This is a genomic window from Citrobacter sp. RHBSTW-00944, assembly GCF_013615435.1.
Classification (GTDB): domain Bacteria; phylum Pseudomonadota; class Gammaproteobacteria; order Enterobacterales; family Enterobacteriaceae; genus Citrobacter; species Citrobacter braakii.
Genome location: NZ_CP055418.1, coordinates 3,877,861 through 3,889,659 on the forward strand (window position 1 = coordinate 3,877,861; position 11,799 = coordinate 3,889,659).

Genomic DNA, 11,799 nt, shown 5'->3' on the forward strand with positions numbered 1-11,799 from the left:
AAAACTCATTCTTTCAATGAAATATCTCACAAGATATTTCTGAAACATATAATTAATAAATAACTTAGCACTCACCTAAACAAATAAACAATAAATGAAATGGAATTATTTCCACATCTATAAAAATAAACGCATCGATATTTAAAATAATAAAATAGAAACAAACAAAATAATGAATATGAATAATTTGCCATAAATGTGAATAAATTGCTCTAATGATTCAGCCTTCCACCATGGAAAATCCAGATATAACGCCAACTTTCGTAAACCACCCACCCTCAGGTTCGGGTATACTACGGCCTTCGATTCCACAAACATCAGGCATACCATGACAGACCTAATCCAACGCCCTCGCCGCCTGCGCAAATCACCTGCGCTGCGCGCTATGTTTGAAGAGACAACACTCAGCTTAAATGACCTGGTGTTGCCGATCTTTGTTGAAGAAGAACTCGACGATTACAAAGCTATCGAGGCCATGCCCGGCGTGATGCGCATTCCAGAGAAGCACCTGGCGCGCGAAATTGAACGCATTGCGAATGCAGGCATCCGCTCGGTCATGACCTTCGGCATTTCTCATCACACCGATGACACCGGCAGCGATGCCTGGAAAGAAGACGGTCTGGTGGCGCGCATGTCGCGTATCTGTAAGCAGACCGTACCGGAGATGATCGTCATGTCCGACACCTGCTTCTGTGAATACACCTCGCACGGTCACTGCGGCGTATTATGCGAGCACGGCGTTGATAACGATTTAACCCTTGCCAATCTCGGCAAACAGGCGGTCGTTGCCGCCGCTGCGGGCGCAGATTTCATCGCCCCTTCCGCCGCAATGGACGGCCAAGTGCAGGCGATTCGCCAGGCGCTGGATGCCGCGGGCTTTACCGATACCGCGATCATGTCCTACTCCACCAAATTTGCCTCTTCTTTCTATGGCCCATTCCGTGAAGCCGCAGGTACCGCGCTGAAAGGCGATCGTAAAACCTATCAGATGAACCCGATGAACCGTCGGGAAGCGATCCGCGAATCGCTGCTGGATGAAGCCCAGGGCGCAGACTGCCTGATGGTCAAACCGGCTGGCGCATACCTCGATATTCTGCGCGATATCCGCGAGCGCACCGAGCTGCCGATTGGCGCTTATCAGGTCAGCGGTGAATACGCGATGATCAAGTTTGCAGCCCTCGCGGGTGCAATAGATGAAGAGAAAGTGGTGCTGGAAAGCTTAGGCTCGATCAAACGCGCTGGCGCGGATCTGATCTTCAGCTACTTCGCACTGGATCTGGCTGAGAAAAAAATCCTGCGCTAATCACTTTGTTGCCTAATGACGGCTTCGCTTTACCGGACCTACAGGTCGTAGGCCCGGTAAATGAAGCGTCTCCGATAATCATCCCGCCCGAAAAAACGGCTTGTCTCCCAAAATTGTCGCCCGGTGCATAATGCGCCGCTGGGGCAGATAATCCGCATTCGCATAATGCTGCGTCACGCGATTATCCCAAATCGCCACATCGTTGGGCTGCCAACGCCAGCGCACCTGGAACTCCGGTTTAGTGATATGCGCGAACAAAAAGCGCAGTAACGCCTCGCTCTCTTTTTCCGTCACATCGACAATTCGCGTGGTAAATCCTTCATTCACGAACAGCGCCTGCTTCCCGCTCACTGGATGCGTGCGCACCACCGGATGCAGCAGGGGCGGATGCTTTGCCACCGCCTCCAGCCAGCGCTGATGCTCCTCTGGCGTCTGGCGGTATTTATATTCCTGGAAGGATTTACGAAAATCATGCTCTGCCCGCAGGCCGCTCAGCAACTGGCGAAACGGCTCAGATAATGCGTCATAAGCGGCAATCCCGCTGGTCCACAGGGTGTCTCCCCCGGTCGATGGCAGCTCTTTTGCCGCCAGAATCGCGCCCGCTGGCGGCGTGTCGATAAAGGTCACATCGGTGTGCCAGTTGTCGTTATCCGGCGGATTATCGTTATGAGTATCCAGCACGATAATCTCTTCAACCCCTTCGGCATGCGGATAGACAGGGTGAATATGCAGATCGCCAAAACGCAGCGCCAGCGCCCGCTGTTGTTGCGGCGTAATCACCTGCTCACGCAGAAACACCACCTGATGGCGCAGTACGGCGTGATAAAGCTGTTCAAACTGATTATCGCTCAGCGGGCGCGTCAAATCCGCACCGGTGATTTGTGCGCCAATGTTCGGCCCCAGCGGGGTAATGCTCAGACGTTCACTCATTGTACTTCTCCATGCCAGGGCGTCAGGCGGCGCTGAAGCGCGCGCAGACCCAGTTCTAAAATAAACGCGATAACGGCAATCACCGCGATCCCCGCCAGCACCACATCCGTTGCCAGAAACTCACCGGCTGACTGCACCATAAATCCTAAACCTCGCGTGGCGGCAATCAGCTCTGCTGCCACCAACGTCGACCAGCCCACGCCAAGCCCGATACGCAACCCTGTGAGTATCTCCGGCAATGCCCCCGGCAAAATAACAAACCACAGCACCTGCGTACGGCTGGCTCCCAGCGACTGTGCGGCACGCACTCTCACCTGCTGCGCGCTTTTAACCCCCGCCAGCGCCGACATCGCTACAGGGGCGAAAATCGCCAGATAGATCAGCAGGATCTTGGAGGTCTCACCAATGCCAAACCAGATCACCATCAGCGGCAAATAGGCCAATGGCGGAACCGGACGATACAGTTCAATGATCGGATCGAGAATGCCGCGCATCGTCGGACTCAGCCCCATAGCGATCCCAACCGGAACGCCGAGCAGTACCGCCGCCAGCAGCGCGATAACAATACGCGTCAGGCTCGCCGCCAGATGCTGCCACAGCGTGGCATCCATAAACCCCTGCGGCCCGGCAATAACCATCAGTTTTTGCAAAACCTGGCCCGGCGGGGGTAAAAACAGCGGACTGATTAACTGCAGCGCCGCCACCGTCCACCACACAGCCAGAATGACGACCAGCGTACCGAAGCTTAAGGTAATCTGCCGCGAGAACGGCCAGCGCCAATTCAGCGCGCGCTGGCGACGGGGTTTATCATTAATCACCACGCTCATGAGAATGCCTCCCGTTGTTCAAAGACACGACCTAACACATACTCGCGCATGGCGATAAACTGCGGGTCGGACTTAATGCTGCGGCTCGGCTCTCCGGCCACAAAGCGACGAGCGAAATTCAGCGGCAGACGCTCCAGTACCCGGCCAGGGCCTGGCGACAGCAATACCAGCTCCGTTGCCAAAAAAACGGCTTCTTCAATATCGTGGGTAATCAACAGCACCTGTTTGCCAGTCTCATGCCACAACTTCAGCAGCAGGGTTTGCATCTGCTCGCGGGTAAAGGCGTCGAGCGCGCCAAAGGGTTCATCCAGCAACAACAGCTGCGGGTTGGCAGCCAACGCCCTCGCAATGCCGACGCGCTGACGCTGACCACCAGAGAGCTGCCAGATAAAACGTTTTCCCGCATCCTCCAGCCCAACTTTCTGCAACATCTCCCGCGCGATTCGTTGACGTTGGGGCTTCTCCATCCCCGCCAGTTGCAGCCCGAAGGCCACGTTGTCCTGCACGTTGCGCCAGGGCAGCAGGCCTTCGTTCTGGAACACAACCCCGCGCTCTGCGCCTGGACCTTCAACTTTGTTGCCCGCCAGCATAATGCTGCCATGCTGATACGGCACAAACCCGGCAATCAGATTTAACAGCGTGGTTTTTCCGCAACCAGAAGGTCCGAGTACCACCAGCAGTTCGCCACTATCGAGCGTCAGGTTGATATCTTCCAGCACCGGTTTTCCACCGTAGCTGGCGGCAAGATGAGAGATTTGCAGCATCAGCGCCTCCTTATTTATTGCACGAAGCGATCGGTCACATACTGGCTGTAATCCGTCGCGACGGCGGGGACTTTGCCCTGCTCTTTGAGGAACTGCGCGGTGTCGATAATCGCTTTATTCACCGGGCCGGTTAGCTCAGCGGTTTGCTGTTGTGCCGTCAAATAGGTGTTACCTTTCACCAGGCCCGGCACATCCGCCTCCGGTACGCCACTCAAACGCGACAGTTTGCTGATATTCTCCGGCTGCTTCAGCCATTCATCGGGATTAGCGATATAAGGCTGCTGGGCGTCGATGGCGCTTTTGGCAAAGGCTTTCACCACCTCAGGATGCTTTTCGGCAAAATCTTTGCGCACCACCCACACGTCCAGCGTCGGTGCGCCCCACTCGCCAACCTGCGATGAGTCGGTTAATACCTTGCCATCTTTTTCCAGCGCGTTTACCGCAGGCGCCCAGACATAAGCACCATCAATATCTCCGCGCTGCCAGGCGGCAATAATCGCGGGTGGCTGCAGGTTCACAATCTCCACCTGCCCTGCTTTGATACCCCAGTGTTTCAACGCCGCCAGCAGGCTGTAATGGGTAGTGGAAATAAACGGCACGGCAATGCGCTTACCAATCAAATCTTGCGGTTTACTGATGTTTTTCTTCACCACCAGCGCTTCAGAATTGCCGAGTTTTGACGCCAGTAGGAAAACCTCAATAGGCACCTGCTGGCTGGCAGCGACCGCCAGCGGGCTGGAGCCAAGATTACCGATCTGCACATCACCGGATGCCAGCGCACGGACGATGCTCGCACCGCTGTCGAATTTGCGCCAGTCAACGGTAGCCCCGCTCTCTTTAGCAAAGGTGTTATCCGCCTGCGCCACTTTAGCGGGTTCAGCGGAGGTCTGATAAGCAACGGTGACGTTCACCGCCTGTGCCTGAAATGCGATGAATGCCAGTGCGGCAAGTAGTGCGTTACGCGATGAAATAGCCATGATTGTCTGCTCCCCTGTCTTGTTATGGGGGCAGTATTTCGTTGCGGCACAATTTGATAAAGGAATTAAAAATTCTGGCTAATAGCGATCTGTTTTTAGAAAAAAAGCGGCAATGCTTAGCCCGGAAATGCATTTGATTGCAGGCCGGCAAATTATTGCGATTTTGTTACATTCGTTACATATCCGCGCCACGGGGATTGCCAGCGCGGCGCTGGCAGGCATCATAGATGCCATTGTCAGGCAAGAGAGCAAGATCATGATTCATGTTGTGCTGGTGGATGACCATGTGGTGGTGCGTTCCGGCTTTGCGCAATTACTCAGTCTCGAAGACGATCTCAACGTTGCTGGCCAGTACAGCAGCGCGGCCCAGGCGTGGCCAGCATTACTGCATGATGACGTCAACGTTGCGGTAATGGATATCGCCATGCCGGATGAAAATGGCCTGAGCCTGTTAAAACGACTGCGGGCGCAAAAGCCCGGTTTTCGTGCCATTATTCTCAGCATCTATGACTCACCCACGTTTGTGCAAAGCGCACTGGATGCCGGTGCCAGCGGTTATCTGACCAAACGTTGCGGACCGGAGGAACTGGTGCAGGCGGTACGATCGGTTGGTACGGGCGGGCATTACCTGTGCGCCGACGCGCTACGGGCGCTACGCGGCGGCGAACAGCCCGCGCAGGTACTGGAGGTATTGACCCCGCGCGAGCGCGAAGTGTTTGATCTGCTGGTCAAAGGCGACAGCGTAAAAGAGATCGCCTTCAAGCTCGACCTCAGCCATAAAACGGTGCACGTTCATCGTGCGAACGTGCTGGGCAAACTGCAATGCCACAGCACCATCGATCTGGTGCATTTTGCACTCGACCACCAGTTGCTGACGGGGCATTAATGTCACGCAGCCTTCGTCATTGGGTTATTTCTCTGTTTATTCTGCTGGCCTGGGGATCGGGCTGGCTGATGCTGTGGACGCTGGGGTTTTACCTGACCCACAACGGCCAGCAGGCAGCGCTATTCCTGCCGCACGGCGTCTATCTCGCCCTGCTAATCCTGCTTTCTCGCCGTTACTGGCCCGCGCTGGTACTGCCGCCGGTGCTGATGCTGTTCTGGCTGCACAGCGAGCAATTAGTGAATGGCTATATCCTGCTGGCTGCGCCGTTGATTAGCCTGATCCCGGCGAGTATCGGCCAGTCATACTGGCACCGCTTCCCCCTTTACTGGCAGCGCTTAACGCTGCTGCTGGCCGCGGTGACGATCACGTCATTGCTCAATACCCTCCTGCTTTCACCGTTTATCCAAAGCCCGGCAACGTTAATTGGCCTGGCATCGTTTACTGGTGGCGTACTGCTGACGCCGTTTGTCTATCTGATCTATGAATTTCTGCGCCAGCAGCACCGCTATCATTTGCTCGGACTGGATACCACCAATCCCCCCCTGCGTACCTCGCTTATCATCTGGTGTAGTCTGTTTTTCATTATCGGCATAGGTACCCAGATGGTGCTGTCACCGGAGATCGAGCGCCTGCTGCTAATCGTGGTGTTCTTACCAAACGTGGTGATGGCGTGGAAATTTGGCTGGCAGGGCGGCGTGTTGTCCGGACTGCTCGGCAGTATGATGATCACCATCGCCCGGCAAATCGGCGTCGGGTTCAGCAATTTACTGGAGTTGGAGATTTTCCTCGCCACCCAGGCGCTGCTGGGCATAGGGCTGGGGATCGCTATCAGCCGCCAGCAGCATCTGGCGCAAAACCTGCACCATTATCGCCAGCGTCTGGAAGCCGAACTGGCAGCGCGACGCGCGCTGACCGAACAACTGATCCGCACCGAGGAAAATACGCGCAAAAGCCTGGCGCGGGAGCTACACGACGAAATTGGTCAGAACATCACCGCCATTCAAATTCAGTCGCAACTGGTCAAGCGCGCGCCGGGTCGCGAGCAAACGCTTGAAGCGGCAAATCAGATCAACGACCTTGCCCGGCGCATTCACCACTCCACCCGCCAACTGCTGCGCCAGCTACGACCGCCCGCGCTCGATGAACTGGCCTTTAAAGATGCACTGCATCATCTGGTGAATGAATTTGCCTTTGCCGAACGCGGCATTCGCTGTTGGTTTGACTATCAGCTTGAAAATACGCCAGAAAATGAAACGGTGCGTTTCACACTGTATCGCCTGCTGCAGGAGTTGCTCAATAACGTCTGTAAACATGCCGACGCCAGCGAAGTGTCGATTACGCTGCGCCAGCAGGAACACCGCGTATTTCTGCACGTCGCTGACAACGGTGTAGGTATTCTCGCGGAGAAAATCCCCGGGTTCGGTATCCAGGGGATGCGTGAGCGGGTCAGCGCCCTTGGCGGCGAACTGACGCTCGAATCGAACAACGGCACGCGGGTAATTGTTAACCTGCCCACAAATTTGCAACAAATCAGCCGTTAACCAGGAAAAAGTCTTAGTCACTGCGGACTTTATCTCATCCCATTTTGCTTTCACTTTCCTATAGTCAGCACAAACGGAGGCTGCCATGCATGCACGTGCATCACGCGAAACAGACCAACAATACCGGGCGCTACGCCCCCGGCTGCTGATGTGTATGGTGATTGGGTACGCCGCGTTTTATCTGACGCGCAAAAGTGTTAACTACGTCCTCCCGGCGCTGCAAACGGATCTGAGTCTGGATAAAGGCGATATCGGCCTGCTGGGATCGCTGTTTTATCTGACCTATGGCCTGTCAAAATTCACCGCCGGGCTATGGCACGACAGCCACGGACAGCGCGCGTTTATGGGCATTGGCCTGTTTGCCACCGGCGTTTTAAACGTGCTGTTCGCCTTTGGTGAATCGCTGACGCTGCTCCTGGTGGTCTGGACGCTGAACGGATTTTTTCAGGGCTGGGGCTGGCCGCCCTGCGCCCGACTATTGACCCACTGGTACTCGCGCAACGAACGCGGCTTCTGGTGGGGCTGCTGGAATATGTCGATCAACATCGGTGGGGCCATCATCCCGCTGATTAGCGTCTTTGCCGCCCACTGGTGGGGTTGGCAGGCAGCCATGCTGGCTCCGGGGATAATCAGCATGGCGTTAGGCATCTGGCTCACCCTGCAACTGAAAGGCACGCCCCGGGAAGAAGGCTTACCCACGGTTGGGGAATGGCGGCAAGACCCGCTGGAGTTGCGTCAGGAGCAGCAAAGCCCGCCGATGGGACTGTGGCAAATGTTACGCACCACCATGCTGAAGAACCCGATGATCTGGCTACTCGGCGTGTCATATGTGTTGGTCTATTTGATCCGCATAGCGCTCAACGACTGGGGCAACATCTGGCTGACGGAAAGCCACGGTGTGAACCTGCTCAGCGCCAATGCCACAGTAATGCTGTTTGAAGTCGGCGGCTTGCTGGGGGCGCTGTTTGCCGGATGGGGTTCGGATCTGCTGTTCAGCGGTCAGCGTGAGCCAATGATTTTGCTGTTCACACTGGGGCTGATGGTCTCCGTCGCCGCGCTGTGGCTGGCGCCGGTGCACCACTACGCGCTACTGGCAGTGTGTTTCTTTACCGTGGGCTTTTTTGTGTTTGGCCCACAGATGCTAATTGGCCTCGCGGCCGTGGAATGCGGACATAAGGCGGCAGCAGGTTCAATTACTGGTTTTCTCGGGCTGTTCGCCTATCTGGGGGCCGCGCTGGCGGGTTGGCCGCTGTCGCTGGTCATAGAACACTACGGCTGGTCGGGAATGTTCAGTTTGCTCTCGGTTGCCGCTGTCTTTATGGGTTTATTGCTGATGCCATTGCTCATTGCGGGCATTCCCCCTTCTCTCAGTCAAAGGATAAAACAATGAAACTGACGCTTACCTCTACCCTAATTGCCTCCGCTCTGACGCTGGCAGCCTTCAGCAGTGCAGCTCAGGCGCAGGGTCGTCTGGTGGTGTATTGCAGCGCTACCAACGAAATGTGCGAAACCGAAACCAAAGCCTTCGGTGAAAAATATGATGTGAAGACTTCATTCATTCGCAACGGCTCAGGCAGTACGCTGGCGAAAGTGGATGCCGAGAAGAAAAACCCGCAAGCGGATGTCTGGTACGGCGGTACGCTGGATCCACAGTCTCAGGCCGGTGAAATGGGCTTGCTGCAGCCGTATAAATCACCAAACCTCGAACAAATCATGGAGAAGTTCCGCGATCCGGCAAAAGTGAAGGGCAACCTATCCTCGGCGGTTTATGTCGGTATTCTGGGCTTTGGCGTCAATACCCAGCGCCTGAAAGAGAAAAACCTACCGGTGCCAAAATGCTGGAAGGATCTGACCAAACCGGAATACAAAGGCGAAATCCAGATTGCTGATCCGCAAAGCTCCGGTACCGCCTATACCGCACTGGCGACCTTTGCCCAACTGTGGGGGGAAGATCAGGCCTTTGACTACCTGAAACAGCTCAACGCCAACGTCTCCCAGTACACCAAATCCGGCATTGCCCCGGCGCGTAACGCCGCCCGTGGCGAAACGGCTATCGGCATCGGTTTCTTGCACGACTACTCACTGGAAAAAGAACAGGGCGCACCGCTGGAACTTGTCTCACCGTGCGAAGGTACCGGTTATGAAATCGGCGGTGTCAGCATCCTGAAAGGCGCGCGCAACCTAGATAACGCCAAACTGTTCGTTGACTGGGTACTGTCGAAAGACGCGCAGGAGCTGGCGTGGAAGAAAGGTAAATCCTATCAGATCCTGACCAACACCACCGCCGAGACGTCCCCTAACTCGCTGAAGCTCGACGACCTGAAGCTTATCAATTACGACATGGATAAGTACGGCTCGACCGACGTGCGTAAAGCCCTGATCAATAAGTGGGTCAGCGAAGTGAAGATGGGTAAATAACCCCAGATTTGCGTTCATTTGCCGGATACGGCCTCAACGCCATATCCGGCCTGAAATACCGGAACCGCTATGTCACACACACTTGCACTCCATCCCGTGAAAAAACGGGATGCGATATTTCTTTGGATTTTACTCGGCTGGCTGGCGTTTGCCCTGCTGCCGAGCTGGAGCCTGGACTACGGTCTGCTGGAATCGACGCGCGAAGAAATTCTCGCCGCCTACGGCTGGTCACAGTTCAATATCAGTTGGCTCTGGTATCTGCTGCCAAGCCTGCTGCTGGTGCGCCCGTTCCATGAAGCCAGACGCGAACAGCGCAGCCGCCATTATTTTGACGCGGGCTGGGCGTTTTTCTGTATGGCGTTTATCGTCGCCAGCGCGACTATTGAGGGACGCGGCTTAGGCTATGCCACCATCGTGCTGTTTGTGGCACTTGGCGCGATCATGACCCTGGCGCTCACCCGTTTGGAATGGCTGGGCGGCGACCGTTTCGTCATCGGCTCGCTCACCGCGATTGTCGCGCTGATCGGTATTTTTATCGTCTGGCCAAGTATCGCTATTTTCATTCCGATGTTCACCAACGACGCCGGGGAATTTGCTCCGCTGGCGTTTATGAATGTGCTGTCGCAGGCGCATATCATTCAGGTGATCCTCAACTCGATTATGCTGTCGATTGCCGTCGGCGTCGGCTGTACCTTCTTTGGCCTGGTGCTGGCTATCTACACCACCCGTATTGCGAAACGCAGCGCCATTATCGGACGTATTTTCTCGATTCTGCCGATCGTCACCCCGCCGTTTGTTGTGGGTTTAGGCGTAACGCTGATGATGGGGCGCTCCGGTTACATCACCGAATTTATGGTCGAATGGTTTGGTTTGACCAACACCAACTGGCTGTACGGTTTTACCGGCATCTGGCTGGCGCAGGTGCTGGCCTTCACTCCGATGGCGTTTATGATCCTCGACGGGGCGATCAAAACCATTCATCCGTCGCTGGAGGAGGCGTCATACACCCTGCGCGCCAGCCGCTGGCAAACCTTTAACGGCGTGTTTGTCCCGCTGCTAAAACCGGCGCTGGCAAACGCCTTTTTAATTGTGGTGGTGCAGTCGCTGGCCGACTTCAGTAACCCGCTGGTGCTTGGCGGTAACTTCGACGTGCTGGCAACGCAAATCTACTTCTACATCACCGGTTCCCAGCTCGACTACCAGGCCGCCAGTACGCTGGGTGCCTTCCTGTTACTGTTCTCGCTGCTGGTGTTCTGCGTGCAGTACATGTGGATTGGTAAACGCTCGTACGTCACCGTTTCCGGTAAATCCTATCGGGGCGACGTGCAGCCGCTGCCGGTAACGCTGGTATGGAGCGTGGTCGCGCTGCTGGCGGTGTGGATTGCCTTTAACGCCCTGCTCTACGGCAGCATTTTCTACGGCAGTTTCACCGTTAACTGGGGCGTGGACTACACCCTGACGCTGGCCAACTTTACCAAACTGTTCGGTCAGGGAATGAGCGACGGCGCGTGGCCTTCACTGCTCGACACCCTGCTCTACGCCGGGATTGCCGCGCCGATCACCGCTATCTTTGGCCTGCTGATCGCATGGGTTGTGGTGCGTCAGCAGTTTAAAGGCAAAAAGACCATCGAGTTCACCACTATGCTGTGCTTTGCCGTTCCGGGCACCGTAGCGGGCGTATCGTACATTCTGGCCTTTAACAGCGCCCCGGTATACCTCACCGGCACCGCCGCCATCGTGATTATCTCAATGGTGATGCGTAACGTCCCGGTCGGTATCCGGGCGGGCATTGCGGGCTTAGGCCAAATCGATAAATCGCTGGATGAAGCCTCGCTCAGTCTGCGTGCCGGTTCCCTGCGCACCATTACGCACATCCTGTTGCCGCTGCTGCGCCCGGCGATCCTCTCAGCGCTGATCTACAGCTTTGTGCGCGCCATTACCACCGTCAGCGCCATTGTGTTCCTCGTCACGCCGGATACCCGCGTGGCCACGGCCTACATCCTGAACCGCGTAGAAGACGGCGAATACGGCGTGGCGATTGCCTACGGTTCTATTTTAATCGTGGTGATGCTGGCGATTATTTTCATCTTTGACTGGCTGATCGGTGAATCACGTACCTCCCGTTCAAAAGCCAAAAACCAGGCGTAATGGAG

Annotated in this window: 10 protein-coding genes; 6 read left to right on the plus strand and 4 right to left on the minus strand. The window is 55.7% G+C overall.

Annotation, left to right across the window (positions count from 1 at the left end):
* The first annotated feature begins 328 nt into the window (after positions 1-328).
* Positions 329-1,303, plus strand: a complete 975-nt coding sequence (gene hemB, locus HV334_RS18665; RefSeq protein ID WP_016151991.1) for a porphobilinogen synthase — start codon at positions 329-331, stop codon at positions 1,301-1,303.
* Positions 1,304-1,381: 78 nt separating this feature from the next.
* Here the strand turns inward: hemB and tauD are convergent, their stop codons facing one another.
* The 4 genes from tauD to tauA are packed head-to-tail and all read right to left on the minus strand — an operon-like array spanning position 1,382 to position 4,801.
* Complete coding sequence (gene tauD / locus HV334_RS18670; RefSeq protein ID WP_047497850.1) at positions 1,382-2,233, minus strand: taurine dioxygenase; 852 nt, start codon at positions 2,231-2,233, stop codon at positions 1,382-1,384.
* Positions 2,230-3,060 (minus strand): taurine ABC transporter permease TauC, encoded by an 831-nt coding sequence (tauC, locus tag HV334_RS18675; protein ID WP_016155826.1) that lies wholly within the window; start codon positions 3,058-3,060, stop codon positions 2,230-2,232. The genes tauD and tauC overlap by 4 nt, the downstream gene beginning before the upstream one ends.
* Positions 3,057-3,824, minus strand: a complete 768-nt coding sequence (gene tauB, locus HV334_RS18680; RefSeq protein ID WP_016155825.1) for a taurine ABC transporter ATP-binding subunit — start codon at positions 3,822-3,824, stop codon at positions 3,057-3,059. The genes tauC and tauB overlap by 4 nt, the downstream gene beginning before the upstream one ends.
* A gap of 14 nt (positions 3,825-3,838) precedes the next feature.
* On the minus strand, positions 3,839-4,801 hold the full coding sequence (gene tauA / locus HV334_RS18685) for a taurine ABC transporter substrate-binding protein (RefSeq protein ID WP_049042255.1): 963 nt from the start codon (positions 4,799-4,801) through the stop codon (positions 3,839-3,841).
* 256 nt (positions 4,802-5,057) lie between these two features.
* Between tauA and HV334_RS18690 the strand changes: the two genes are divergently transcribed.
* From HV334_RS18690 to HV334_RS18710, 5 genes are all read left to right on the plus strand, one after another.
* Entirely contained in the window at positions 5,058-5,687 is a 630-nt protein-coding gene (locus HV334_RS18690; RefSeq protein ID WP_181221922.1) for a response regulator transcription factor, read from the plus strand.
* Positions 5,687-7,228 (plus strand): MASE1 domain-containing protein, encoded by a 1,542-nt coding sequence (locus tag HV334_RS18695; protein ID WP_016155822.1) that lies wholly within the window; start codon positions 5,687-5,689, stop codon positions 7,226-7,228. Before HV334_RS18690 ends, HV334_RS18695 begins: the two co-directional genes overlap by 1 nt.
* An 85-nt stretch (positions 7,229-7,313) precedes the next feature.
* Positions 7,314-8,618, plus strand: a complete 1,305-nt coding sequence (gene uhpC / locus HV334_RS18700; RefSeq protein ID WP_181220768.1) for an MFS transporter family glucose-6-phosphate receptor UhpC — start codon at positions 7,314-7,316, stop codon at positions 8,616-8,618.
* Positions 8,615-9,646 (plus strand): ABC transporter substrate-binding protein, encoded by a 1,032-nt coding sequence (locus tag HV334_RS18705; RefSeq protein WP_016151983.1) that lies wholly within the window; start codon positions 8,615-8,617, stop codon positions 9,644-9,646. The genes uhpC and HV334_RS18705 overlap by 4 nt, the downstream gene beginning before the upstream one ends.
* A 69-nt stretch (positions 9,647-9,715) precedes the next feature.
* Positions 9,716-11,794 carry an iron ABC transporter permease gene (locus HV334_RS18710; RefSeq protein ID WP_019076131.1) on the plus strand — a complete coding sequence of 693 codons (2,079 nt, stop codon included), beginning with the start codon at positions 9,716-9,718 and terminating at the stop codon, positions 11,792-11,794.
* Positions 11,795-11,799 lie beyond the last annotated feature (5 nt).

Coding starts and splice junctions, on each gene's coding strand:
- hemB (WP_016151991.1), top strand. CDS start 329: ATGACAGACCTAATCCAACGCCCTCGCCGCCTGCGCAAATCACCTGCG.
- tauD (WP_047497850.1), bottom strand. CDS start 2,233: ATGAGTGAACGTCTGAGCATTACCCCGCTGGGGCCGAACATTGGCGCA.
- tauC (WP_016155826.1), bottom strand. CDS start 3,060: ATGAGCGTGGTGATTAATGATAAACCCCGTCGCCAGCGCGCGCTGAAT.
- tauB (WP_016155825.1), bottom strand. CDS start 3,824: ATGCTGCAAATCTCTCATCTTGCCGCCAGCTACGGTGGAAAACCGGTG.
- tauA (WP_049042255.1), bottom strand. CDS start 4,801: ATGGCTATTTCATCGCGTAACGCACTACTTGCCGCACTGGCATTCATC.
- HV334_RS18690 (WP_181221922.1), top strand. CDS start 5,058: ATGATTCATGTTGTGCTGGTGGATGACCATGTGGTGGTGCGTTCCGGC.
- HV334_RS18695 (WP_016155822.1), top strand. CDS start 5,687: ATGTCACGCAGCCTTCGTCATTGGGTTATTTCTCTGTTTATTCTGCTG.
- uhpC (WP_181220768.1), top strand. CDS start 7,314: ATGCATGCACGTGCATCACGCGAAACAGACCAACAATACCGGGCGCTA.
- HV334_RS18705 (WP_016151983.1), top strand. CDS start 8,615: ATGAAACTGACGCTTACCTCTACCCTAATTGCCTCCGCTCTGACGCTG.
- HV334_RS18710 (WP_019076131.1), top strand. CDS start 9,716: ATGTCACACACACTTGCACTCCATCCCGTGAAAAAACGGGATGCGATA.